Genomic DNA, 24,198 nt, shown 5'->3' with positions numbered 1-24,198 from the left:
GAGCCGCACGGCACGCGACAGGCCCGGTGCCGCGGAACCCTGGGTTCCGCGGCACCGGGCCTGCGTGGTGTGGAGCTTAGGGGAGTCGAACCCCTGACATCTGCCATGCAAAGACAGCGCTCTACCAACTGAGCTAAAGCCCCGCCAGGGAACAGAGTACCCAATGCCCGGGGTTGCTTCCGACCGGGTATCGCTCCAAGCGCGCCGCCTCCGTAGGATGCTCCGAAAGTTCGCTCCAGCGAAGCGGACACGGGGAGACAGGGGAGAGCGATGGACGCAGCACAGCAGGAGGCGACCGCCAGGGCGAGGGAACTGCAGAGCCAGTGGTACGGCGAACCGCTGGGCACCCTCTTCCGCCGGCTCATCGACGACCTCGGCCTCAACCAGGCGCGGCTGGCCACGGTGCTCGGCCTGTCCGCCCCCATGCTCTCCCAGCTGATGAGCGGCCAGCGGGCGAAGATCGGCAACCCCGCCGTCGTCCAGCGGGTACAGGCGCTGCAGGAACTGGCCGCTGACGTCAGCAAGGGCACCGTGACCGCGGCCGAGGCCACCCAGCGCATGGACGAGATCCGCCGTACCGCGGGCGGCAACGTGCTGACCTCCTCCACCCATGTCACCCCCTCCGGCGGCCAGACCACGACCGTCAAGCGCGTCGTGCGCGAGATCCAGGCGCTGCTGCGCTCGGTCGCGGACGCCGCCGACATCATCGATGCCTCCGACTCCCTCGCCGGAAGCCACCCGGAGCTGGCAGAGTTCCTGCGGGTGTACGGGGCGGGCAAGACCGCCGACGCGGTCCGGCACTACGAGGCACACCAAGCCTGAGACGACGGCGACGACGGGGCAGGCGACCGGCGGGCAGAGGGACGAGGCGGGCACAGCGCGATGGGTGAGGTCTTCGCGGGGCGTTACGAACTGGTCGACCCGATCGGACGCGGCGGCGTGGGCGCGGTCTGGCGCACCTGGGACCACCGGCGCGGGCGCTACGTGGCCGCCAAGGTCCTCCGGCAGAGCGACGCGCACACCCTGCTGCGCTTCGTACGCGAGCAGGCGCTGCGCATCGACCACCCCCACGTCCTGGCCCCGACGAGCTGGGCCGCCGACGACGACAAGGTCCTGTTCACCATGGAACTGGTCCGCGGCGGATCGCTCGCACACCTCATCGGGGACTACGGCCCCCTGCCCCCGGCGTATGTGTGCACACTGCTCGACCAGCTGCTGTCGGGGCTCTCCGCGGTGCACGCCGAGGACGTGGTGCACCGCGACATCAAGCCCGCCAACATCCTGCTGGAGGCCACCGGCACCGGCCGGCCCCATCTGCGGCTGTCCGACTTCGGCGTCTCGATGCGCAAGGGCGAACCACGGCTGACCGAGGCCGACTACGTGCTCGGCACGCCCGGCTACTTCGCCCCCGAGCAGCTGATGGGCGCCGAGCCGGACTTCCCCGCCGACCTGTACGCGGTCGGGCTGGTGGCGCTGTATCTGCTGACCGGCCGGAAGCCCGACTCCCAGGCGCTGGTGGAGGCGTACGTCCACGGGATGCCGCCCGCGCCGCAGGACATCCCCGAGCCGCTGTGGCAGGTGCTGGGCGCCCTGTTGCAACCCGATCCGGAGGTCCGCTTCCGTACGGCGACGGGCGTACGCAGGGCGCTGGTGTCCGCTGCGGAGCTGCTGCCGGCGGACGCCGCGGCGGAGCGGGAGGCCGTGGAGGTCTTCGACCAGATCGGCCCGCTGCCGCCTGGATTCGGACCGGACGGGCCGCGGGACCGGGAGGGTTCGAAGGCCCAGGAGAGTCCGGAGGACTCCGGGGGCCCGGAGCCGGAGCCGGAGCCGGGCCCGGACGGCGGGAAGGGCCGGGAGACCGCCGGCGCCTCGGCGCCCGCGGCGTTCCCCGCCTCCGAGACCGGGAGCTTCCACCTCCCCCCGCCCGTGCCGGCGTACGTCCGGGAGCCGCCGCAGGCCCCGCCGTTCCCGGCACCGGCCCATCCCGGAGCCCGGGCACAGGCGCAGTCCCACGCGCCGGCGGTGGCGCACGAGAGCACGCAGGCGTCTCCCGGCGCCCCCGTCCAGCCGTATCCGCGGCCTCGGCCGCACACGTACCCGGGGCCGCCCGCCGCCGGTATGCCGCCTCCGACACGGCCCTACACCGCCGCCCGGCCGCCCGCCCCCGCGGCGCGCAGGCCGGGGCCGCCCCCGAAGGTGGCGGCCCCGCTCCTGGTGCTGGCCCTGGCCCTCATCGCCGTCGGCGTCTGGGCTCTGACCCTGGCGCCCTGACCCGGCCGCGCCTCAGGCCCGGGCCGCGCTCCGCCGGGCGAGGAACGTCCACAGGCCGAGCCCCAGGATCAGCGCGGTGCCGACGCCGATCCCGGCCCAGCCCAGCAGCCGCAGGGTGTCGCCGCTCTCCGCGGCCGACCGGTTCAGTCCCTCGGCCGCGGCCTCGCGGTCGCCGTCGGTGACCGCGAAACCCGCCTCCCCGGCGTTCCCCTCGTACTCGGGGCCGGCCTCCGGCTCACCCACGACCGTGGTGCGCAGCACCACCGGCACCGTGCCCTCGACGGACTCGGCGAGTTTCCCGTTCGCGTGCACCGCGATGTGGTACCAGCCGGCGAAGCGCGTCCCGCCGAGCTCCGTGCCGCCGTCGAAGCGGTTGGCGAAGGCGACGCGCTGCCCGTCCAGCCGGTACGCGGCGGGCTTGTCGGGCCGGTAGCCCACCCCGCCGGTGCCGATCCGCCCGCGGGCGGTGTTGTAGAAGTCCACCCGGAAGGCGCCGCCGATGTACGAGGCACCGCCACTCCTGGCCCTGGCCGTGCCGAACTCCACCCGGGTGTGGAGCCGCTGGCCCCAGTCGAGCGGCACCTTGTAGAAGCGGGTCTCGCCGGGCCGCAGCCGGTCGCTCCAGTTGCCCTCGCCCATGCCGGGCGCGTCGTTGAAGCCGGTGCCGCCCTCGATGGGCCTGGTCTCCCCCTTCGGCGCGGCGGGCGGGCTCGGCGTCGCGGCGTCGGGCGCGGCCCCGGACGTGCCTTCGGAGGCCGGCCTGCGCACCCCCGGCTCCCGCATGAAGGAGATCTCCAGGGGCCAGCGGGTGGAGTCGGCGGTCTCGTCGCTCTCCCGCTCCACGGAGAAGTGGTAGACGCCCGGCTCCTGGCAGTAGCCGTCCTCCCTGATCATGCGTCCGGCGAGGTCGGCGATCGGCCGGGCCGTGTCGTCGGAGCCGAAGCTCGCGTCCCCGTCACCGCAGTTGTCACCGTCCGCCGACTCCAGGGTGACCTCGATGCCGTCCATGCTCCTGACCCGGCTGCCCGGCTCGGGCAGGGCGGTCGCGGAGATCCAGACGTTGGACTCGCCGTCCAGCGTGACGCTGTAGTACCTCCGCTCGCCCGGACCGATGTCGTCGGTGTGGAAGCCCGGCTCGATGGCCGGGCCGTGCGCGCTGCTCTCCTGGCCCTCGACGCGCTGGGCACCCGGAGCCGTCTCATAGGCGGGCAGGTCATCCGGCCCGTCCGACGGTGCGGCCGCCGCGGCGCCCGGCGGTGCCGCGACCGCGCACAGCGCCGCCGCGGCGGCCAGTGAACTCCTCATCGTGCGTCCTGCCCGCCCCTTCACCATGCGCCACCCTCCGTCGTGCCGTTCCCCCGTGTCGCCGGCACCCCTTCGCCGCTCCCGCGCGTGCCGCCGTACGCCCGCGCAGCCGCGTGTACACGGCCGCCGGCGCGATCGCCGGCCCCGTCACCGTCCCGGCCGCCACCGCGACGGCCGGACCGGACCATCCTGCACCTCCGGAACCGAACCGTCCCGGGCGGCCCCGGCTTCCTTCCGCGTGCCCTCACCGTCCCGCTCGGTGCCCCGCGCCGTCGTCCTCCGCCGTCGAACCGGCGGAGTCCAGCACCATCACCAGTGAGGCGTTGTCTTCCGCAACCGTCCGTGGTGCCGCGGGAACCTACCGGGGAGCCGCGGCGGCGAGCGGCACCGCGACAGCGCGAGAAGCGTTCCGCAGCTCAACGACGCGGCCATGCGGCGATGGAGTGGTGCCATGTACCTTGTCTGCCTCGGGCGCACCTCTCCGATGCCTTGCGGAAGCATCGCACGTATTCGCTGGTGCGCACGTCAAGAGGGCCGCGTCACGCTCCCGCGACATGCGCGCCGGTACCGGGGCGCCCGGCTCCCGTACACGGAGACGGCGAAGCCCCGGCCGGGACCGGCCGGGGCTTCGCGCGAAGTACTGGTTGCTCTCAGACCCCCGAACCCGCGGGCACGGAGTCGGTCGCCTCCGTCCACAGATCCTGCTCGGCGCGATCCGCCTGGATCTGGCGGTACACGAGGAGCCCGCCGACGGCGGCCAGTGCGATCAGGAGAAGCTTCTTCACCGCGCTACCTCGTCCTTCTAGACATTGGGACCTACTGGCGCCCGATGATACCCAAGCGGGCATCTCGGCAGAGCGACCGACCCGGGCGGGCGGCGCCCGCCACTCCGCACTCCGGAGGGGCCGAACGCCGAACGCCCGGCCCCCCGCAGAGGGTCCGGGCGTTCGGTCCGCCGTGTGGGGCTAACAGGACTTGAACCTGTGGCCTCTTCCTTATCAGGGAAGCGCTCTAACCGTCTGAGCTATAGCCCCGCGCTGCACCGAAAGATTAGCGCACTTCAGCCGCGTGCCAAAATCGCGTCGTTCCGCGGCCGCTCCGGTGCGGCGCCCAGGAGGATCCCGGGGTCACTCCTCCTCCGCGAGGGTCACCTCGACACCGCCGACGAGGCCGGCCGACATGTTGTAGATGAACGCCCCCAGTGTGGCCAGGGCCGTCAACAGCACCACGTCGATCACCGCCACCACCGAGGTGAAGGTCAGCACCCGGGGCAGGGACAGGAACGCCTGGAGGTCGAAGCCACCGTCGCTGTCCGTGGAGGTCGCCTCGCTGACTGTCCCGCCGACGGCCGCGAACACGCCCATGGCGTCCATCACCGTCCACAGCACGGCCACCGCGATGACCGTGCAGATGCCCAGTGCTATCGACAGCAGGAAGCCGACCTTCATCACCGACCACGGGTCGACCCTGGCCACCTTCAGCCGCGCCCTGCGCGTCCTGGGGACGGTACGGGCGCCGGTGCGCGGGCGGCGCATGATGTCCTGCCGGAGGTCGTCCCGGTCCTCCCGTCCGTCCCGGACGGCGCGCGGCGGCGGGGCGCCGCCCGGCGGGGGCGGGTACGCCTGCGGCGGCTGGTGCGGCTGCGGCGTGCCCGCGTGCTGCTGGGCATGCGGCTGCGGTTGCGGGTGGGCACTGGTCACGGTTGTTCCCCCACGGTGGGATTCGCCCTGTCGTCGAGCGTCGTCAGCGGCCGGTCCACGGGCACCGCCGTCATCATCGCCGCCCCTGGCGGCGCCCGCGGTTCCACTCACGTTCTGTCTACTCCTCGTTGTCCGGAGCCGTCTCGGCGGCCGTCTCCGGGTAAGGCTCCTGCGCGGAATCCGCGGCGCCGTCCCCGGCACCGGTCTCCGCCTCGACCTCCTCGGCCTCGCGGCCGGCCTCGGCATTGCGTGCGATACCGACCACGGCGTCGCGCTTGCCGAGGTTGATCAATTGGACGCCCATGGTGTCACGTCCGGTTTCCCTGACCTCGGCGACCCGCGTGCGGATCACGCCACCGCCGAGGGTGATGGCGAGGATCTCGTCCGTCTCCTCGACCACCAGGGCCCCCACCAGCGAACCGCGGTCCTCCACGATCTTGGCCGCCTTGATGCCCAGGCCGCCGCGGCCCTGCACGCGGTACTCGTTCACGGCCGTGCGCTTCGCGTACCCGCCGTCGGTGGCGGTGAACACGAACGTACCGGCTCGCACCACGTTCATCGAGAGCAGTTCGTCCCCTTCGCGGAAACTCATGCCCTTCACACCGGATGTGGCACGCCCCATCGGGCGCAGCGCGTCGTCGGTGGCGGTGAACCGGATCGACTGCGCCTTCCGGCTGATCAGCAGCAGGTCGTCCTCGGACGAGACCAGCTCCGCGCCGATCAGCTCGTCCTCGCCGCCGCTCTCCAGCCCCCGGAGGTTGATGGCGATGACTCCGCCGGAGCGGGGCGAGTCGTAGTCCTTCAGCGGGGTCTTCTTCACCAAGCCCGACTTGGTGGCCAGCACCAGGTACGGCGCGGCCTCGTAATCCCGGACCGCCAGGATCCGGGCGATCGTCTCGTCCGGCTGGAACGCCAGCAGGTTCGCCACGTGCTGGCCGCGCGCGTCCCGCCCGGCGTCCGGCAGCTCGTACGCCTTCGCCCGGTAGACGCGGCCCTTGTTGGTGAAGAACAGCAGCCAGTTGTGGGTGGTGGTGACGAAGAAGTGGTCGACGATGTCGTCTTCCCTGAGCTTCGTCCCGCGCACACCCTTGCCGCCGCGCTTCTGCGAACGGTAGTCGTCGGTCTTCGTGCGCTTGACGTAACCGCCGCGCGTGATGGTGACGACGATGTCCTCCTCGGCGATCAGGTCCTCGATGGACATGTCGCCCTCGAAGGGCACCAGCTTGCTGCGCCGGTCGTCGCCGTACTTGTCGACGATCGCGGCCAGTTCCTCGCCGATGATCCGCCGCTGCCGCTCGGGCGAGGCCAGGATCGCGTTGTACTCGTCGATCTTCGCCTGGAGCTCGTCGTGCTCGGCGGTGATCTTCTGCCGCTCCAGGGCGGCCAGGCGGCGCAGCTGCATCTCCAGGATCGCGTTCGCCTGGATCTCGTCGATGGCCAGCAGCTCCATCAGGCCCCCGCGCGCCACCTCGACGGTGTTGCTGCGCCGGATCAGGGCGATGACCTCGTCGATCGCGTCCAGCGCCTTGAGCAGACCGCGCAGGATGTGGGCGCGCTCCTCGGCCCTGCGCAGCCGGTAGCGGGTGCGGCGGACGATGACATCGACCTGGTGGGTGACCCAGTTGCGGATGAACGCGTCCAGCGACAGCGTACGCGGCACGCCGTCGACCAGGGCCAGCATGTTGGCGCCGAAGTTGGTCTGCAGATCGGTGTGCTTGTACAGGTTGTTCAGCACGACCTTGGCGACCGCGTCACGCTTGAGGACGATCACCAGCCGCTGGCCGGTGCGCGAGGACGTCTCGTCCCGGACGTCCGCGATGCCGGCGACCCTGCCCTCCTTGACCAGCTCGGCGATCTTCAGCGCCAGGTTGTCCGGGTTGACCTGGTAGGGCAGTTCGGTGACGACCAGGCACTGGCGGCCCTGGATCTCCTCCACCTCGACCACCGCGCGCATCGTGATCGAGCCGCGGCCGGTGCGGTACACCTCCTCGAAGCCCTTGCGGCCCACCACCAGCGCGCCGGAGGGGAAGTCCGGGCCCTTGATCCGCTCCAGCAGCGCCTCCAGCAGTTCCTCGCCCGTGGCCTCGGGGTGCTCCAGGTACCACTGGGCGCCGGAGGCCACCTCGCGCAGGTTGTGCGGAGGGATGTTGGTGGCCATGCCGACCGCGATGCCCGCCGAGCCGTTGACCAGCAGGTTGGGGATACGCGAGGGCAGGACGGTCGGTTCCTGGTTGCGGCCGTCGTAGTTGTCCTGGAAGTCGACGGTCTCCTCGTCGATGTCCCGGAGCATCTCCATGGCCAGCGGCGCCATCTTGCACTCGGTGTAGCGCATGGCCGCGGCCGGGTCGTTGCCCGGCGAGCCGAAGTTGCCGTTGGAGTCCACCAGCGGCATCCGCATCGACCACGGCTGGGCCAGCCGGACCAGGGCGTCGTAGATGGAGGCGTCACTGTGCGGGTGGTAGGTGCCCATCACGTCGCCGACGACGCGGGCGCACTTGTAGAAGCCCTTCTCGGGCCGGTAGCCGCCGTCGTACATGGCGTACAGCACACGGCGGTGCACCGGCTTGAGCCCGTCGCGCACGTCCGGCAGCGCACGCGAGACGATCACGCTCATCGCGTAGTCGAGGTACGAGCGCTGCATCTCGGTCTCGAGGCTGACCGGCTCCACCCGGAGTCCGGCACCCTCGTCGACCACGGGGGTGCCCGGGGGCGGCGCCAGGGGGCCGGGGGCGTCGCCCTCGGTCGGGGCAGGGGTGGTCTCGTCGGCCATTACTGGTCAATCCCTTCGTTGAGCGGCGTACGGCCGACTCAGATGTCGAGGAAGCGGACGTCCTTGGCGTTGCGCTGGATGAACGAGCGCCGCGCCTCCACGTCCTCACCCATCAGGATCGAGAACAGGTCGTCGGCGGCGGCCGCGTCGTCCAGCGTCACCTGGCGCAGCACCCGGTGGGCCTGGTCCATGGTGGTGACGCGCAGCTCCTCGGCGTTCATCTCGCCCAGACCCTTGAAGCGCTGGACCGAGTCATCCCTGATGCGCTTGCCCTGCTCACGGCCCAGGCGGATCAGGCTGTCGCGCTCGCGGTCGGAGTACGCGTACTCGAACTCGTCACGCGACCACTTGATCTTGTAGAGCGGAGGCTGGGACAGGTAGACGTGGCCGGCCTCGACCAGCGGCCGCATGAAGCGGAACAGCAGCGTCAGCAGCAGGGTGTTGATGTGCTGGCCGTCGACATCCGCGTCGGCCATCAGGATGATCTTGTGGTAACGGAGCCTGGTGATGTCGAAGTCCTCGTGGATCCCGGTGCCGAAGGCCGAGATCAGTGCCTGGACCTCCTGGTTCTGCAGCACCTTGTCGATCCGCGCCTTCTCCACGTTCAGGATCTTGCCGCGGATCGGCAGGATGGCCTGGTACTGCGGGTTGCGGCCGGACTTGGCCGAGCCGCCGGCGGAGTCCCCCTCGACGATGAAGATCTCGCACTTGGCCGGGTCGTTGGACTGGCAGTCGCTCAGCTTGCCCGGCAGCGAGGCCGTCTCCAGCAGGCCCTTGCGGCGGGTGAGGTCCCTCGCCTTGCGGGCCGCGACACGCGCCGTGGCAGCCTGGATACCCTTGCGGATGATGTCGGCGGCCTCGTTGGGGTTGCGGTCCAGCCAGTCACCGAAGTGCTCGTGGACGATCTTCTGGACGAAGGTCTTGGCCTCGGTGTTGCCCAGCTTCGTCTTCGTCTGACCCTCGAACTGCGGCTCGCCCAGCTTCACCGAGATGATCGCCGTCAGACCCTCGCGGATGTCCTCGCCCGTGAGGTTGTCGTCCTTCTCGCGCAGCAGCTTCCTGTCGCGGGCGTAGCGGTTGACCAGACCGGTCAGCGCGGCCCGGAAACCCTCCTCGTGGGTGCCACCCTCGTGGGTGTGGATGGTGTTCGCGAAGCTGTAGACACCCTCGGTGTACTGGGTGTTCCACTGCATGGCGATCTCCACCGAGATCTTGCGCTCCTTGTCCTCCGCCTCGATGTCGATCACCGAGGGGTGGACGGGCTCGCCCTTGCGGGAGTTGAGGTGGCGGACGAAGTCCGAGATGCCGCCCTCGTAGTGGTAGCGGACGTGGCGCGGCTTGTCGTCCTCGGAGGTGTCCGCGGTGTCGGCCCCGGCCGTCTGCTTGGCCGCCGCCCGCTCGTCGGTCAGGGCGATCGTCAGACCGCGGTTGAGGAAGGCCATCTCCTGGAAGCGCCGCGAGAGCGTTTCGAAGGAGTAGTCGGTGGTGTCGAAGATGTCGCCGTCGGCCCAGAAGACGACCGTCGTGCCTGTCTCCTCGGTGGCCTCGTGCCGCTGGAGGGGAGCGGTGGGCACACCCATCTTGTAGTCCTGCGTCCAGCGGTGGCCGTCGGTCTTCACCTCGACCGACACCCTGGTGGACAGCGCGTTGACCACCGAGACGCCCACACCGTGCAGACCGCCGGAGACCGCGTAGCCGCCGCCGCCGAACTTGCCGCCCGCGTGCAGCACCGTCAGCACGACCTCGACGGCCGGCTTGCCCTCGGAGGGCACGATGCCCACCGGGATGCCGCGGCCGTTGTCCACGACCCGGACGCCGCCGTCGGCCAGCAGCGTCACGTCGATGGTGTCCGCGTGCCCGGCCAGCGCCTCGTCGACGGAGTTGTCCACCACTTCCTGCACGAGGTGGTGGAGGCCGCGCTCACCGGTGGACCCGATGTACATACCGGGCCGCTTGCGGACCGCGTCCAGGCCCTCCAGGACCGTGATCGCGCTGGCGTCGTACGACGGCTCGCCGCCACCGGCTCCGGAGACGGGCGGGGTCGCGGGCGGGACAGGGGACTCCTCGCCGGAAGTGGGGATGGTTTCGTTGGAGTTGCCGGAATCGGCCACGAAGCGCCCTTTCTGGCACAGCACAAGCCTTCCCCTGTGACCGGGGGAAGGGTTCCGGAGACCTTCCGGCGACCCTGTCCGCACGGCAGGAGCGGCTGCGTCGTTCGACATGTTCCGCAGTAAGGCGGGTGTGTCTCCAGTCTACCGGTACCACTGACATCGATGGGGGTTTGCCGGTACCTGGAACCGCATGTGCCGCCCTGAACCGGCGTCCACCGACTCCCTATATGCGGGCCGGGCCCCCAGGACGCTCACGACGGCCCTCAGCGCCTCGGCATGTCAATGGACCGTCACTGTGAGCGCACTCACGGGGCGAGGGGCGCCGCCTCCCTCCACTCACCGGGTGTCCGTGCTGGTCAGAGGCCTGTCCGAACGGCTGAGCGACCTCTTCCGAAGATCCGGGAGCCATCCGCGGGCCGTCCGTCAGCCGTAGGTGTCCCCCGGTCCCCGGCTGCCCGGCGCGCGCAGCGGACCGTGCCGGGTGTCCGGCGCCTCCGGCCCCCGCACCCTGATCGACTTCACCGTCCCCTGCCCGAGATCGGCGTTCAGCCGTGCCACGAGCTGCGGGGCCAGCAGCCGGACCTGCGTCGCCCAGGCCGTCGAGTCGCAGCGCACCGACAACACCCGCGCCCGCTCGTCGTAGGACCGCGGTACGCAGTGCCGCGCCACCTGCGGGCCCACCAACTCCGGCCAGCGGCCCATCACACCGCCGACCGCCATCGGCATCTCCCAGCCGCGCTCGGTCTTCAGGCGCTCGATCGCCGCCCCCAGCGGCAGCGGATCACGGCCGTCCCGCCGCGCCCCGGACCGCGGACCGCCGCCCGTGCGCGCCTGCCGCCTCTGCCGCACCGCACTGCCGCGCGCCTTCGCCTGCTCCCGGGCGGCCCGCAGCGCCACCCTGGCCAGATCGACACCCGACGGCTCGGCCGCGGGCCCCGGGATCCGCGCCTCCGCGGAACCCTCCCGCCCGCCCGGGGGAGCGGGAGGAATCCCGGACGGGCCGCTCCGTCCGTCCGGACGGTCATCCCACCTCACAACCGGGTCACCTCCCCGTCGCCGACCGCGTACCGAGCCCCCGCCAGCAGTTCGGGGACGTCCTCCTCCACGGCCGCCGTCACCAGCACCTGCTCGCCGTGCGCCACCAGCTCCGCCAGCCGCTCCCGCCGTCCGGCGTCCAGCTCGGCGAAGACGTCGTCGAGCACCAGAACCGGCTCGTTGCCCTCACCGCGCAGCAGGTCGTACGAGGCCAGCCGCAGCGCCAGCGCACAGGACCACGACTCCCCGTGGCTCGCGTACCCCTTGGCCGGCAACTCCCCCAGCCTCAGCACCAGATCGTCACGGTGCGGACCCACCAGCGTCACACCGCGCTCGATCTCCTGCCGACGCGCCCGGGAGAGCGCGGCCAGCAGCCCCTCGTACAGTTCCTCGCGCGTGCCGCCCTCCACCGGTGAGCGGTACTCCAGCACGACCGGCCCGCCGCCCGGGGCCAACCGCTCGTACGCCTTGTCCGCCAGCGGTCCCAGCGCCGCCACCAGCGATGTCCGGTGCGCCAGCAGCTCCGCCCCGGCGCCGGCCAGATGCTGGTCCCACACATCCAGGGTGGCCAGCGCCCCGCCGCCGGACCCCCCGCCGTGCCGGCGCGCCGTCGCCGCCGTCTTCAGCAGGGTGTTGCGCTGCCTGAGCACCCGGTCGTAGTCCGACCGCACCCCCGCCATCCGCGGCGAGCGCGCCGTCACCAGCTCGTCCAGGAAACGGCGGCGCTCCCCGGGATCGCCCTTCACCAGCGCCAGGTCCTCCGGGGCGAACAGCACCGTGCGCACGATGCCCAGTACATCCCTCGGCCTGACCTGCGAGGAGCGGTTGATCCGCGCCCGGTTGGCCCGCCCCGGGTTCAGCTCCAGCTCCAGCAGCTGCTGGCGCTCCCCCTGCCGCACCACCGCCCGCACCACCGCGCGGTCGGCGCCCTGCCGTACCAGCGGCGCGTCGGAGGAGACCCGGTGGCTGCCCAGCGTCGCGAGGTAGCCGACCGCCTCGACGAGATTGGTCTTGCCCTGGCCGTTCGGACCGACGAAAGCGGTGACGCCCGGATCGAGCGGAACCTCGATCCGGGCGTAGGACCGGAAGTCGGCCAGCGACAGATGCGTGACGTGCATCGGATCCGCTTCGGGCCGGTCAGCCGCCGACGGGCGGGATGACGTCGGCGCCCGGCGCGTCGGCGCCCTTCTCTCCGCCGGCCGCGGCGGTCACCGCGTGGCCGCCGAACTGGTTGCGCAGCGCGGCGATCATCTTCATCTGCGGGGAGTCGTCCTGGCGCGAGGAGAAGCGGGCGAACAGCGACGCGGTGATCGCGGGCAGCGGCACGGCGTGGTCGATCGCCGCCTCCACCGTCCACCGGCCCTCGCCGGAGTCGGCCGCGTAACCGCGCAGCGCTCCCAGGTGCTCGTCGTCGTCCAGCGCGCGGACGGCCAAGTCCAGCAGCCAGGAGCGGATGACGGTGCCCTCCTGCCAGGAGCGGAAGACCTCGCGGACGTCGGTGACGGCCTCGGCCGCCTCCAGCAGCTCCCAGCCCTCGGCGAATGCCTGCATCATCGCGTACTCGATGCCGTTGTGGACCATCTTCGCGAAGTGGCCGGCGCCCACCTTCCCGGCGTGCACGGAGCCGAACTCGCCCTCCGGCTTGAGCGCGTCGAAGACCGGCTGCACCTTCGCGACATGCTCGGCGTCACCGCCGTACATCAGCGCGTAGCCGTTCTCCAGACCCCACACGCCGCCGGAGACGCCGCAGTCCACGAAGCCGATGCCCCTGGCCGCCAGCTCCTGGGCGTGCCGCTCGTCGTCCGTCCAGCGGGAGTTACCGCCGTCCACGACCACGTCCCCGGGGGAGAGCAGCTCGCCCAGGGCGTCGACCGTCGACTGCGTCGGGCCGCCGGACGGGACCATGACCCACACCACCCGGGGCACCTTCAGCGAGTCCACCAGCTCATCGAGACTGTGGACGTCGGCGAGGTCCGGGTTGCGGTCGAATCCGACGACGGTGTGGCCTGCGCGGCGGATGCGCTCGCGCATGTTGCCGCCCATCTTGCCGAGACCGACGAGACCGAGCTCCATCAGGGGGCCTTTCTTCGGTGTCCTGGTGCTGCGTACCCGGGTACGAGCCTACGACGGAGGGAGCGACGCACAGCTGCGGGCACACTCCGCTCGTATGCGCGCCGACCGAGCCGGAAGAACGCCCCGGAGCCCGGTCCGGCCGCACCGGCATGCCGCACCCGCGCGATGGACGGTCCTCGTGCGCCCGGCCGCATGCCACCGGGCTCAGCCCGACAGCCGCACCGGCATGATCAGGTACTTGTACGCCTCGTCCGCCTCCGCGTCCACCGCCGGCTTGCCGCTCAGCAGCGCGGGCTTGGTCGAGGTGGTGAAGGAGAGCTGCGCGACCGGGGCGTCGATGGCGCTCAGACCCTCCAGCAGGAAGCCGGGGTTGAAGGCGATCGAGATGTCGTCGCCCTCCAGCTGCGCGTCCACACGTTCCACAGCCTGCGCGTCGTCGCTCGATCCCGCCTCCAGGATCAGCACACCCTGCTCGAAGGTGAGCCGCACCGGGGTGTTCCGCTCGGCCACCAGGGACACGCGCTTGACCGCCTCCACGAAGGGGGCGGTCTCGATCACCGCGACGGAGTTGAACTCCGTCGGGAAGAGCGTGCGGTACTTCGGCAGGTCGCCCTCGAGCAGCCGCGTCGTGGTCCGCCGCCCGTTGCCCTCGAATCCGATCAGGCCCTCGCCCGCGCCGGAGCCCGACAGCGCCAGCGTCACGTTGTCACCGCCGCTGAGGGACTTCGCCGTGTCCAGCAGCGTCTTGGCCGGGACCAGGGCCACCGCGGAGGCGTCCGGCGTCTCCGGCTTCCACAGGAACTCGCGGACCGCGAAGCGGTAGCGGTCGGTGGAGGCCAGGGTGACCGTGTCGCCCTCGATCTCGATCCGCACACCGGTGAGGACCGGGAGGGTGTCGTCGCGTCCGGCCGCGATGGCGACCTGGGCCGCGGCGGCGGCGAAGACCTCGCCCGGGACCGTGCCGGTCGCGCTCGGCATCTGGGGAAGCGCCGGGTATTCCTCCACAGGCAGTGTGTGGAGTGTGAACCGCGAGGATCCGCAGACGACGCTCACCCGGACACCGTCTGTGGAGATCTCCACCGGGCGGTTGGGGAGGGCTCGCGAGATGTCGGCCAGCAGGCGGCCGGAGACGAGTACCGTCCCGTCCTCCTCCACGTCGGCCTCCACCGAGACCCGTGCCGAGACCTCGTAGTCGAAACCGGACAGGCTCAGCGAGCCCTCCTCGGCCCTCAGCAGCAGGCCCGCGAGGACCGGCACCGGGGGCCGGGCAGGCAGGCTGCGGGCTGCCCAGGCCACCGCCTCCGCGAGGATGTCGCGCTCCACCCGGATCTTCACTTAAGCCGCCTCCCGCTGTTGCTGGCTGCTCGCCTTGCTGGTCTTCGTCGTCGGCTTGTCGCCGGGGACCAGTCTGACGCACCCGGCTGACAGTCGGGGCGGGCCGGGGTCAAGTCGCCGGGAGGGGCGTGGAGCGAGATCGGGCCGAGTTGTGCACAGGGCCCACTTCCGATGGAAGTCCGCTCTTAACCTCTGTGGTCGTAGTAGTAGGGCCTGTGGAAACCGGGGATAACTCGATCTGCGCAGGTCAGACCGGAAGTTTTGTCCACCGGCCCTGTGGGTGGGGACGTGGATGAACAGGGGGCCGCTGTGGACGACGGAAAGTTCTGCACATCCCGTGCACAGCGATCCGGGACTTCTCCCCAGGGCCGCCCACAGTTTTACCCGCCTTCTCAACAGCCCAACCCAGGCCCTCCATGTGACGCCTTTCACACGGAGGGGTGACAACGCGCGCCATGTTGTCGAACAGTGGACAGCTCTGTGGAGAAGCCGGTGAAAACTGTGCACAACGCGGCCCAGGCTGTGGGCAGGCAGTGGACAACCCGATCTGCCGCTTGTGGGCGCAATCATTGTCCACAGCTTGTGGAAAACTTCTGCCCACAGATCCCCAGGCATCTGACCAGGCCCATTCGATCATCGAGCGGCGTGCCTGTGGACGCTATAGGGACAACCCGCCGGTCCCCAGCGTGTGGACGGAAGAAAGTCGGCGAATCTGTGGATCACCAACTCTGCCGCCTGTGGATTCGAACAGTGAGAAGCCCCCGGGAGGGGCCTTCTCGGGGGCTTCCGCGTCCGGAGGGACGCCTGGGGTGAAGTGTGGCGCGGGGCGTCGCGGAAGAGCCTCTGTGCCGGCGGCACAGGGCGGCGCTGCGTCAGGCGTTCTTGATGCGGTTGGTCAGCTCGGTGACCTGGTTGTAGATGGACCGCCGCTCGGCCATCAACGCGCGGATCTTGCGGTCGGCGTGCATGACGGTGGTGTGGTCCCGGCCGCCGAACTGAGCGCCGATCTTCGGCAGTGACAGATCGGTCAGCTCGCGGCACAGGTACATGGCGATCTGCCGGGCGGTGACCAGGACGCGGCTGCGCGAGGAGCCGCACAGATCGTCCACCGTCAGTCCGAAGTAGTCGGCCGTCGACGCCATGATGTTGGCTGCGGTGATCTCCGGGGCGGCGTCCTCGCCGCCGGGGATGAGGTCCTTCAGCACGATCTCGGTCAGACCCAGGTCGACCGGCTGCCGGTTGAGACTGGCGAAGGCCGTGACCCGGATCAGCGCGCCCTCCAGCTCGCGGATGTTGCGCGAGATCCGCGAGGCGATGAACTCCAGCACCTCCGGCGGCGCGTTCAGCTGCTCCTGGACGGCCTTCTTGCGCAGGATCGCGATGCGCGTCTCCAGCTCCGGCGGCTGGACGTCGGTGATCAGACCCCACTCGAAGCGGTTGCGCAGCCGGTCCTCCAGGGTGACCAGCTGCTTGGGCGGCCGGTCGGAGGAGAGCACGATCTGCTTGTTCGCGTTGTGCAGGGTGTTGAAGGTGTGGAAGAACTCCTCCTGGGTGGACTCCTTGCTCGCCAGGAACTGGATGTCGTCGACCAGCAGGATGTCCATGTCGCGGTAGCGCTTGCGGAACGCGTCCGCCTTGCCGTCGCGGATGGAGTTGATGAACTCGTTGGTGAACTCCTCCGAGCTCACGTACCGCACCCGGGTGCCCGGGTAGAGGCTGCGGGCGTAGTGCCCGATGGCGTGCAGCAGGTGCGTCTTGCCCAGTCCGGACTCGCCGTAGATGAACAGCGGGTTGTACGCCTTGGCCGGCGCCTCGGCCACGGCCACGGCGGCAGCGTGCGCGAAGCGGTTGGAGGCGCCGATGACGAAGGTGTCGAAGAGGTACTTCGGATTCAGCCGGGCCGTCGGCTCACCGGGGCCGGTCGCGGGCGCGGGCTGCGCGGCGAGCGGGCCGGGGGCACCGCTGGGCGCGGGAAGCTGCTGGGGGTCGCGGCCTGTGCCCCGGGCGCCGTCGTAACGGGGCACCGACGGCTGGTCGTAGGGGGAGGCGTGGCGCCGGCCGCCGTAGGGGGGCGGCTCGTACGACGGGCTCTGCGACTGGTACGGGTCGTGCGGCGGCCGCCAGGCGTCGGGGCCCTGGGGGCGGGGCCAGGCACCCGGCTGGTGCTGCTGGGGAGCGTGCGGATAGTCCGGATACGCCGGCCGTGCGCTGGGCAGCTCGAGCTCCTGCTGCCGGTCCTCGTGCTGGGGTCCACCGTGCTGCCGGGCGTGCCGGCCACCGTGCTGCGGAGCGTCGTAGCGGGGCTCGTCGAAGTGCAGCGGCTGCTGGTGCGGCGCCGGCCTGCGGTGCTGCGGCGGCTCCGGGTGCGCCGGCGGGGTGGGAGCCGCCGGCGCCTGGGGCTCGGGGACCGGCCCGGTTACGGTGATCGCGAGACGGATCGGCTGTTGGCACTCGCGGCTGAGCGTGTCGGTGATCAGCGGGGAGAGCCGCCCCTCCAGTACGCCCTTCGCGTACTCGTTGGGCACGCCGAGCAGCGCGGTGCCGGAGACCAGCACCAGGGGTTGGCAGTCTCTGAGCCACCGCTGGTCCTTGGCCTCGACCCCCTGGCCGTCGGCGAGGAGCTGCTCCAGCACGCGTGGCCACACTGCGGCAAGATCGGCAGGCAGGTCAGCCACAGGGCACGCTCACTCACTCACTGGGTGGGATTGTTCGGGTTTCGACAGTCCCGCCCATGTGTGGTGCTTGGGACGGTCGGGAGGAAACGGAAGTTCGGCCACGGTAGTCAGCGCGGCATGCGTGGTTCAAGTCGTTGTCCACAGGCTGTGCACAGAACCCCCCGGCCGGCCCTGGTTTGACCTGATGGTGCGGGCGCGCGTACCGTAACCAGGTCGAGTTGTCGATGGCTGCTGCCGCCTGCCTCCGATGGGCAAGATCCTGGTGATCATAGAAGCGGTGCACTCGGGCGTTGCGAGCTACTCGTGGGCGCACGGTGACAGCCAGTCGGCGCCCCACGCGTCTCGTACGAGACACAAGCATTCCTGGAGCCCCGAGTGAGCAAGCGCACCTTCCAGCCGAACAACCGCCGCCGCGCGAAGACCCACGGTTTCCGTCTGCGGATGCGGACCCGCGCCGGGCGCGCGATCCTCGCGTCCCGCCGCGGCAAGGGCCGCGCCCGTCTGTCGGCCTGACCGACCCGACGAGTCAGACCGCGGATCCGTGACGTGCTGCCCACCGAGAACCGGCTGAGGCGGCGCGAGGATTTCGCGGCCTCGGTACGTCGAGGACGCCGGGCCGGACGCCCGCTCCTCGTCGTCCATCTGCGCAGGGCGTCCCCCCGGAGTAATTCCGGGGAACGCACGGACCCGCATGCCGCCGGGGGAGTCGCTCCCCCGGCGCGTGCGGGTTTCGTCGTGAGCAAGGCAGTGGGCAACGCGGTGGTCCGTAACCTCGTGAAGCGGCGACTGCGTCACCTGGTCCGGGAGAGGCTCGACCTTCTGCCGCCCGGTAGCCTGATGGTCATACGGGCGCTGCCCGGTGCGGGCGGGGCGGACCACGACAGGCTGGCCCGCGATCTGGACACCGCACTGCAGCGGCTGCTTGGAGGCCCGTCGTGAAATATCCGCTGCTGTGGTTGATCAAGTTGTACCAGTGGACCATCAGCCCACTGCTCGGTCCGGTGTGCCGGTACTACCCGTCGTGTTCGCACTACGGCTACGAAGCCATCCGACGGCACGGCGCGGTGAAGGGGACGGCGCTGACAGCCTGGCGCATCCTGCGCTGCAATCCATGGTCGCCCGGTGGAGTCGACCACGTTCCCGCCCGTAAGCATCCGGTCTGGCACCAGCGGATGCGTGACCGCTGGCAGCACCGGTCCCAGTCCAATGCCCAAGGAGCCTGACTCGTGGACACGATCGACACGATCCTCGGTCCTCTCTATACCGCTGTTTCCTGGATCATCGTCCAGTTCCACAAGCTGTACAGCCTCGTGTTCGACGAGGACAGCGGTTGGGCCTGGGGTCTGTCCATCGTCTCGCTGGTGATCGTGATCCGCATCGCCCTGATCCCGCTCTTCGTGAAGCAGATCAAGGCGACGCGGAACATGCAGGCGCTCCAGCCGAGGATGAAGGCGATCCAGGAGCGCTACAAGAACGACCGACAGCGCCAGTCGGAAGAGATGATGAAGCTGTACAAGGAGACGGGTACCAACCCGCTCTCCAGCTGCCTTCCGATCCTGGCGCAGTCCCCGTTCTTCCTGGCGCTCTACCAGGTGCTGAACAAGATCGCCAACGACCAAGAGGTCGGTGTCATGGGCGATCAGTTGGTGGAGAGCGCCCGTAACGCGAGCATCTTCGGGGCCCCGATCGCGACCCGGTTCATGGACAGCGCCGAGAAGGTCCAGGCGCTGGGCGCCTCGCTGACCGACGTGCGCGTGGTCACGGTCATCATGATCCTGCTGATGTCGGCGTCACAGTTCTACACGCAGCGCCAGCTGATGACGAAGAACGTCGACCTGACGGTGAAGACGCCGTTCATGCAGCAGCAGAAGATGCTGATGTACGTCTTCCCGATCATCTTCGCCGTCTTCGGCATCAACTTCCCGGTCGGTGTTCTCGTCTACTGGCTGACCACCAACATGTGGACCCTCGGGCAGCAGATGTACATCATCAAGCGCAACCCGACGCCGGGCTCGCTGGCCTACAAGCAGCGTCAGGAGAAGCTGCGGGCCAAGGGCAAGCTCAAGGAGGACCCGGCGGAGGTCGAGACCAAGAAGGCCGTTGAGGCCGCCCGTGCCAACCGCCAGCAGCCCAAGCGCATGACCAAGGCGCAGCGCCAGGCCGCCGCGGCTCAGGCGGAGGCGGAGGCCAAGGAGAAGAAGGCCACCGGACAGAAGACCTCGTTGAGCAAGGAGGCCTCCGACTCCCCGTCGGCGCGGCCCGGGCAGCAGCCGAAGAGGAAGCCCGGACAGCGCAAGGGCTCGCAGCGTTCCACGCACCCGTCTAAGAAGTAAGAAGGAGTCCACTCGTGACGGACACGACCGCAGAGGGCACCGACACCCTGACCCGCCTTGAGCAGGAGGGTGAGATCGCGGCCGACTATCTCGAGGGGCTCCTCGACATCGCGGACCTCGACGGCGACATCGACATGGACGTCGAGGGCGACCGCGCCGCTGTGTCGATCATCAGTGACGGAGAGAGCCGGGACCTGCAGAAGCTCGTCGGCCGGGATGGTGAGGTGCTGGAGGCGCTGCAGGAGCTGACACGGCTCGCGGTGCACCGCGAGACCGGCGACCGCAGCCGGCTGATGCTGGATATCGCCGGTTACCGCGCCCGCAAGCGCGAGGAGCTGTCGGAGCTGGGCACCAAGGCGGCCAAGGAGGTGCAGCGCACCGGTGAGCCAGTGAAGCTGAAGCCGATGACGCCTTTCGAGCGCAAGGTGGTGCATGACGCGGTGGCCGCGGCGGGGCTGCGCAGCGAGTCCGAGGGCGAGGAACCGCAGCGCTGCGTGGTCGTGCTGCCGTGACGGACGCCGTGTCGTCGCCCCTGCCTCCCGCGCCCGAGGTGGCGCGGGAGGTTTTCGGTGACCGCTTCGAGGACGCTGTCCGCTACGCGGAACTGCTGGCAGAGGTCGGGGTCAGGCGCGGGCTGATCGGGCCGCGTGAGGTACCCCGGCTGTGGGAGCGTCACCTGCTGAACTGCGCGGTGCTCTCCGAGGTCGTGCCCGACGGCGTGACGGTCTGCGACGTTGGCTCCGGCGCCGGCCTGCCGGGTGTTCCCCTCGCACTGGTGCGGCAGGATCTGAGGATCACGTTGCTGGAGCCGCTGCTGCGGCGTACGACCTTCCTTCAGGAGGTCGTCGAGTTGCTGGGGCTGGACCATGTGTCGGTGGTGCGGGGCAGGGCCGAGGAGGTTCTGGGGTCGCTGTCTCCGGTGCATGTGGTGACGGCCCGCGCCGTGGCTCCGCTGGATCGGCTCGCCGGCTGGGGGGTACCGCTGCTGCGGCCGTACGGCGAGATGCTGGCCCTCAAGGGAGACACCGCGGAGGAGGAGCTGAAGACGGCGCGGTCCGCGCTTCAGAAACTCGGCGCGGTGGATGCCTCAGTGCTCCGTGCCGGTGAGGGCCTGGTGGAGCCGGCTGCCACTGTGGTCCGTGTCGAGGTCGGTGAGAGTCCGGGTGGGGTGCGCTTCGCAGCCAAGAGGGCGAAAGCCGCCAGAGCTGGACGCTCGCGGAGCGCGGCGCGTCGCCGGCGGTGATTCCCGGAGACCGGCGGTGTCCCTGAAGGTAACCCCCCGTTACTCCGTAGAGTCGCCAAAGACGAGCCGTGCGGAGTGTCGTCGCGTCCGAGGGCGGGTGTGGATGCATCGTGCTTCCCGTGAAACGTCGCTTTCTGCATGGATTCATCCGTCGAGGGCGCGCGGCTGACGCGTCGGACCCATCCGAGCCCCGCTCAGAGGTGGATTCATCCACAGGTGAGCGGGGCTCGCTGGTTCCCGACCCGGGGAGCATGGCAGGCTCTTCTCATTGCGAGCCTGACGTCGAGGAGAGTGAACCGTTGCGGTCCGACGGCCATATCGCGGGACCGATGACCGATCCGGTCCCGGGTCCCCGTTCTCAAGCTGTGGATGTTTCACGTGAAACGATGAGTGAGACACCGCCTCCGATGGATGCCTCCCCCCGGCACGAAGGGGATGTCTCCGCCCCCGTCGGTCGTGCCGCTCAGCAGGCGGTCGAGGCGATGAACCGTGCTGGTGAGGCTCTCCCCAGGCCCGAGGAGACCCGGGTGATGGTGGTCGCCAACCAGAAGGGCGGAGTGGGCAAGACCACTAGCACGGTCAACCTCGCCGCCTCTCTGGCCTTGCACGGTGCCCGGGTCCTGGTGATCGACCTGGATCCCCAGGGCAATGCCTCCACCGCCTTGGGTATAGATCACCACGCCGAGGTGCCGTCGATCTACGACGTTCTGGTGGACAGCAAGCCGCTCTCCGATGTCGTCCAGCCGGTGAGGGAAGTGGAAGGGCTCTTCTGTGCTCCGGCCACAATCGACCTCGCCGGTGCGGAGATCGAGTTGGTGTCACTGGTGGCGAGGGAGAGTCGTCTGCACAAGGCGATCTCCGCCTATGAGCAGCCGCTGGACTACATCTTCATCGACTGTCCGCCCTCGCTCGGTCTGCTGACCGTCAACGCGCTGGTCGCCGGCGCGGAAGTGGTCATCCCGATTCAGTGCGAGTACTACGCCCTCGAAGGGCTGGGGCAGCTTCTGCGGAACGTTGAGTTGGTCAAGGGGCACCTCAACCCCAAGCTTCATGTCTCGACGATTCTGCTGACGATGTACGACGGACGTACGCGGCTGGCCTCCCAGGTGGCGGAGGAGGTGCGGGGACACTTCGGCAAGGAGGTCCTGCGTACCAACATCCCTCGGTCAGTGCGCATCTCGGAGGCGCCCAGCTATGGGCAGACGGTGCTCACTTACGATCCAAGTTCCAGCGGCTCGCTCTCCTACCTGGAGGCGGCCCGGGAGATCGCGCTGCGAGGCGCTGGCAAGCAACAGGAACAGCACATGGTGGAGGGGACTCAGTGACGGAACGACGTAGAGGGCTGGGTCGAGGACTCGGTGCGCTGATTCCCGCGGCGCCGACCGGACCGGACGACAGTGTCACCCCCGTAGTGGGAGAGAATGGCGCGCTTTCTCCGACCGCTGTTCCGGTGCTGACCCCGGGACGCGGTGTGGCGGCGACCAAGGTGACCAATCTGCCCGATGGAGATGGGCGTCATGGTGGTGGAGTTTCACGTGAAACCGAGGCCATGAGTGGTGCTGCGGACAGCGCTGTGAGCGGTGAGGCGGCAGGAGCTCACTTTGCCGAGGTGCCGGTCGATGCGATCACTCCGAACCCCCGGCAGCCGCGAGAGGTGTTTGACGAGGACGCTCTGGCGGAGCTGGTGACCTCTATCCAGGAGGTGGGTCTTCTCCAGCCGGTGGTCGTTCGGCAGACGGGCCCGGAGCAGTATGAGCTCATCATGGGCGAGCGTCGCTGGAGGGCTTGCCGGGAAGCGGGCCTGGAGCGGATTCCGGCGATCATCCGGGCCACGGAGGACGAGAAGCTTCTTCTGGATGCCCTGCTGGAGAATCTGCACCGGGCGCAGCTGAATCCTCTGGAGGAGGCGGCGGCCTATGACCAGCTGCTGAAGGAGTTCGACTGCACCCATGACCAGCTGGCGGATCGTATCGGCCGGTCGCGCCCCCAGGTCTCGAACACACTCCGGTTGCTGCGTCTCTCACCTTCGGTGCAGCGCCGTGTGGCGGCCGGGGTGCTGTCTGCAGGGCATGCGCGTGCGCTGCTCTCGGTGGAGGATTCCGAGGAGCAGGACCGTCTCGCCCACCGTATTGTGGCCGAGGGGCTGTCGGTGCGGGCGGTCGAGGAGATCGTGGCCGTGATGGACACCACGTCGAAGGGGAAGAGCCGGGCTCGGGGGCCACGGGCCGGCAAGCGGGTCTCCCCCGCGCTGGACCATCTGGCGAGCCGCCTCTCAGACCGCTTCGAGACCCGGGTCAAGGTGGACCTTGGGCAGAAGAAGGGAAAGATCGTCGTCGAGTTCGCCTCGATGGAGGATTTGGAGAGAATCCTGAGCCAGTTCGCACCCGGTGAGAATCAGCTTCTGGAACAGCAGCTCGCTCAAGGAGACGACGACAGCGGCGAGTGAACCCCCGGGAACCCGAGCACATCGAGCGCATCGAGGACACAGTCAAGAACACCACCATACGACGCCCCATGGATACGATGTCTCCATGGGGCGTCAACTCGTTCCGCTCACCCTGGACAATCTGCCGGATCTCCCGAAGCGCTGCCGTAGATGCGTTTTCTGGGAGCTCGACCCTGTCAGCGGTGATGCCGCTGTGAAGGCGGGTCGGCCCGATCTGGAGAAAGAAGCCTGGATATCGGCAGTGCTGTTGGAGTGGGGCTCCTGTGGGCAGCTCGTCTACGTCGATGACGTGCCGGTGGGTTTCGTGCTGTACGCGCCACCGGCGTATGTGCCGCGCTCGACGGCTTTCCCCACCAGTCCTGTCTCGTCGGACGCGGCGCAGCTGATCACAGCCTGGCTGATGCCGGGGTACCAGGGGCAGGGGTTGGGCCGGGTGATGGTGCAGACCGTGGCCAAGGACGTACTGAGGCGGGGCTTCAAGGCGATCGAGGCGTTCGGGGATGCTCGATGGAAGCAACCCGCTTGTCTACTCCCGGCCGACCACCTTCTCGCGGTGGGGTTCAAGACGGTCCGACCGCACTATGCCTATCCCAGGCTGAGGCTGGAACTGCGTACGACCCTCTCCTGGAAGCAGGACATGGAGTTGGCGATCGACCGGCTGCTGGGAGCGGTGCAGAAGGATCCTGCCCTCAGGCCACTGTGATTTCCGCAGTGGTGGAAGGTGGAATGGCGAAGGGCCCGCCCCGAGGTGGGGCGGGCCCGTTCCACGTGAAACATCAGCCGATGAAGTCGGCCAGGTCTCGTTCGATGGCGGCCTTGGGCTTGGCGCCGACGATGGTCTTCACGACCTCGCCGCCCTGGTAGACGTTCATCGTCGGGATGGACATGATCCCGTACTTGG

General features: G+C 69.7%; 21 protein-coding genes, 2 tRNA genes and 1 pseudogene. 11 read left to right on the top strand and 13 right to left on the bottom strand.

Annotation, left to right across the window (positions count from 1 at the left end):
- Window positions 1-70 precede the first annotated feature (70 nt).
- Window positions 71-143: transfer RNA gene (locus LJ221_RS03740), tRNA-Ala, on the bottom strand.
- Between the two features lie 127 nt (window positions 144-270).
- Here LJ221_RS03740 and LJ221_RS03735 point away from each other — a divergent pair.
- Together LJ221_RS03735 and LJ221_RS03730 are read left to right on the top strand one after the other, a co-directional pair.
- Window positions 271-822, top strand: coding sequence for a DNA-binding protein (locus LJ221_RS03735; protein ID WP_241713663.1), 552 nt, complete (start codon window positions 271-273; stop codon window positions 820-822).
- Window positions 823-882: 60 nt separating this feature from the next.
- A complete protein-coding gene (locus LJ221_RS03730) occupies window positions 883-2,271 on the top strand; it encodes a serine/threonine-protein kinase (RefSeq protein ID WP_241713661.1) in 1,389 nt (462 codons plus the stop codon).
- Between the two features lie 12 nt (window positions 2,272-2,283).
- On the opposite strand, the gene LJ221_RS03725 is transcribed toward LJ221_RS03730, so the two are convergent.
- From LJ221_RS03725 to dnaA, 11 genes are all read right to left on the bottom strand, one after another.
- Window positions 2,284-3,576, bottom strand: coding sequence for a hypothetical protein (locus LJ221_RS03725; RefSeq protein WP_241713660.1), 1,293 nt, complete (start codon window positions 3,574-3,576; stop codon window positions 2,284-2,286).
- Between the two features lie 650 nt (window positions 3,577-4,226).
- Window positions 4,227-4,361: a DLW-39 family protein gene (locus tag LJ221_RS03720; protein WP_217655894.1), complete on the bottom strand. Its 135-nt coding sequence runs from the start codon at window positions 4,359-4,361 to the stop codon at window positions 4,227-4,229.
- Between the two features lie 175 nt (window positions 4,362-4,536).
- Window positions 4,537-4,610 (bottom strand) — tRNA-Ile (locus tag LJ221_RS03715).
- Between the two features lie 93 nt (window positions 4,611-4,703).
- A complete protein-coding gene (locus LJ221_RS03710; protein WP_374228368.1) occupies window positions 4,704-5,387 on the bottom strand; it encodes a DUF3566 domain-containing protein in 684 nt (227 codons plus the stop codon).
- Between the two features lie 7 nt (window positions 5,388-5,394).
- Entirely contained in the window at window positions 5,395-8,046 is a 2,652-nt protein-coding gene (gyrA, locus tag LJ221_RS03705; protein WP_241713656.1) for a DNA gyrase subunit A, read from the bottom strand.
- Window positions 8,047-8,084: 38 nt separating this feature from the next.
- Window positions 8,085-10,181 carry a DNA topoisomerase (ATP-hydrolyzing) subunit B gene (gyrB, locus tag LJ221_RS03700; protein WP_308314710.1) on the bottom strand — a complete coding sequence of 699 codons (2,097 nt, stop codon included), beginning with the start codon at window positions 10,179-10,181 and terminating at the stop codon, window positions 8,085-8,087.
- Between the two features lie 399 nt (window positions 10,182-10,580).
- Window positions 10,581-11,192: a DUF721 domain-containing protein gene (locus LJ221_RS03695; RefSeq protein WP_374228367.1), complete on the bottom strand. Its 612-nt coding sequence runs from the start codon at window positions 11,190-11,192 to the stop codon at window positions 10,581-10,583.
- The gene (gene recF, locus LJ221_RS03690) at window positions 11,189-12,310 is read right to left on the bottom strand and encodes a DNA replication/repair protein RecF (RefSeq protein ID WP_241713654.1); all 1,122 of its coding nucleotides are present in this window, start codon (window positions 12,308-12,310) and stop codon (window positions 11,189-11,191) included. The genes LJ221_RS03695 and recF overlap by 4 nt, the downstream gene beginning before the upstream one ends.
- A gap of 19 nt (window positions 12,311-12,329) precedes the next feature.
- Window positions 12,330-13,265: a phosphogluconate dehydrogenase (NAD(+)-dependent, decarboxylating) gene (gene gnd / locus LJ221_RS03685; RefSeq protein ID WP_241713653.1), complete on the bottom strand. Its 936-nt coding sequence runs from the start codon at window positions 13,263-13,265 to the stop codon at window positions 12,330-12,332.
- Between the two features lie 204 nt (window positions 13,266-13,469).
- Window positions 13,470-14,600 carry a DNA polymerase III subunit beta gene (dnaN, locus tag LJ221_RS03680; RefSeq protein WP_241713652.1) on the bottom strand — a complete coding sequence of 377 codons (1,131 nt, stop codon included), beginning with the start codon at window positions 14,598-14,600 and terminating at the stop codon, window positions 13,470-13,472.
- Between the two features lie 872 nt (window positions 14,601-15,472).
- Entirely contained in the window at window positions 15,473-17,275 is a 1,803-nt protein-coding gene (gene dnaA / locus LJ221_RS03675; protein ID WP_241713651.1) for a chromosomal replication initiator protein DnaA, read from the bottom strand.
- A gap of 375 nt (window positions 17,276-17,650) precedes the next feature.
- Here dnaA and rpmH point away from each other — a divergent pair, with 375 nt between their 5' ends.
- The 9 genes from rpmH (at window position 17,651) to LJ221_RS03630 (ending at window position 24,000) form a co-directional block, all read left to right on the top strand.
- Window positions 17,651-17,788, top strand: a complete 138-nt coding sequence (gene rpmH, locus LJ221_RS03670; RefSeq protein WP_003949374.1) for a 50S ribosomal protein L34 — start codon at window positions 17,651-17,653, stop codon at window positions 17,786-17,788.
- 33 nt (window positions 17,789-17,821) lie between these two features.
- A complete protein-coding gene (gene rnpA, locus LJ221_RS03665; protein WP_241713650.1) occupies window positions 17,822-18,214 on the top strand; it encodes a ribonuclease P protein component in 393 nt (130 codons plus the stop codon).
- Complete coding sequence (gene yidD / locus LJ221_RS03660) at window positions 18,211-18,498, top strand: membrane protein insertion efficiency factor YidD (protein WP_093657129.1); 288 nt, start codon at window positions 18,211-18,213, stop codon at window positions 18,496-18,498. Before rnpA ends, yidD begins: the two co-directional genes overlap by 4 nt.
- 12 nt (window positions 18,499-18,510) lie before the next feature.
- A complete protein-coding gene (gene yidC / locus LJ221_RS03655; protein WP_241713714.1) occupies window positions 18,511-19,608 on the top strand; it encodes a membrane protein insertase YidC in 1,098 nt (365 codons plus the stop codon).
- A gap of 14 nt (window positions 19,609-19,622) precedes the next feature.
- Window positions 19,623-20,120, top strand: coding sequence for a R3H domain-containing nucleic acid-binding protein (locus LJ221_RS03650; protein WP_241713649.1), 498 nt, complete (start codon window positions 19,623-19,625; stop codon window positions 20,118-20,120).
- Window positions 20,117-20,851 carry a 16S rRNA (guanine(527)-N(7))-methyltransferase RsmG gene (gene rsmG, locus LJ221_RS03645; protein WP_241713648.1) on the top strand — a complete coding sequence of 245 codons (735 nt, stop codon included), beginning with the start codon at window positions 20,117-20,119 and terminating at the stop codon, window positions 20,849-20,851. Before LJ221_RS03650 ends, rsmG begins: the two co-directional genes overlap by 4 nt.
- A 251-nt stretch (window positions 20,852-21,102) precedes the next feature.
- A complete protein-coding gene (locus tag LJ221_RS03640; protein ID WP_302851943.1) occupies window positions 21,103-22,176 on the top strand; it encodes a ParA family protein in 1,074 nt (357 codons plus the stop codon).
- A complete protein-coding gene (locus tag LJ221_RS03635) occupies window positions 22,173-23,297 on the top strand; it encodes a ParB/RepB/Spo0J family partition protein (protein ID WP_241713646.1) in 1,125 nt (374 codons plus the stop codon). The genes LJ221_RS03640 and LJ221_RS03635 overlap by 4 nt, the downstream gene beginning before the upstream one ends.
- A gap of 85 nt (window positions 23,298-23,382) precedes the next feature.
- Entirely contained in the window at window positions 23,383-24,000 is a 618-nt protein-coding gene (locus LJ221_RS03630) for a GNAT family N-acetyltransferase (protein WP_241713644.1), read from the top strand.
- Between the two features lie 73 nt (window positions 24,001-24,073).
- Here LJ221_RS03630 and LJ221_RS03625 read toward each other — a convergent pair.
- Window positions 24,074-24,198: pseudogene (locus LJ221_RS03625) on the bottom strand (thioredoxin family protein); the annotation flags it as partial.

The sequence above is a fragment of the Streptomyces sp. CNQ085 genome, assembly GCF_022614595.1.
Taxonomy (GTDB): domain Bacteria; phylum Actinomycetota; class Actinomycetes; order Streptomycetales; family Streptomycetaceae; genus Streptomyces.
Note: the sequence above shows the minus strand (reverse complement) of the source record. Positions and strands in the feature narration are given on the sequence as shown.

Coding starts and splice junctions, on each gene's coding strand:
- LJ221_RS03735 (WP_241713663.1), top strand. CDS start 271: ATGGACGCAGCACAGCAGGAGGCGACCGCCAGGGCGAGGGAACTGCAG.
- LJ221_RS03730 (WP_241713661.1), top strand. CDS start 883: ATGGGTGAGGTCTTCGCGGGGCGTTACGAACTGGTCGACCCGATCGGA.
- LJ221_RS03725 (WP_241713660.1), bottom strand. CDS start 3,576: ATGAGGAGTTCACTGGCCGCCGCGGCGGCGCTGTGCGCGGTCGCGGCA.
- gyrA (WP_241713656.1), bottom strand. CDS start 8,046: ATGGCCGACGAGACCACCCCTGCCCCGACCGAGGGCGACGCCCCCGGC.
- recF (WP_241713654.1), bottom strand. CDS start 12,310: ATGCACGTCACGCATCTGTCGCTGGCCGACTTCCGGTCCTACGCCCGG.
- gnd (WP_241713653.1), bottom strand. CDS start 13,265: ATGGAGCTCGGTCTCGTCGGTCTCGGCAAGATGGGCGGCAACATGCGC.
- LJ221_RS03640 (WP_302851943.1), top strand. CDS start 21,103: ATGGCAGGCTCTTCTCATTGCGAGCCTGACGTCGAGGAGAGTGAACCG.
- LJ221_RS03630 (WP_241713644.1), top strand. CDS start 23,383: ATGGGGCGTCAACTCGTTCCGCTCACCCTGGACAATCTGCCGGATCTC.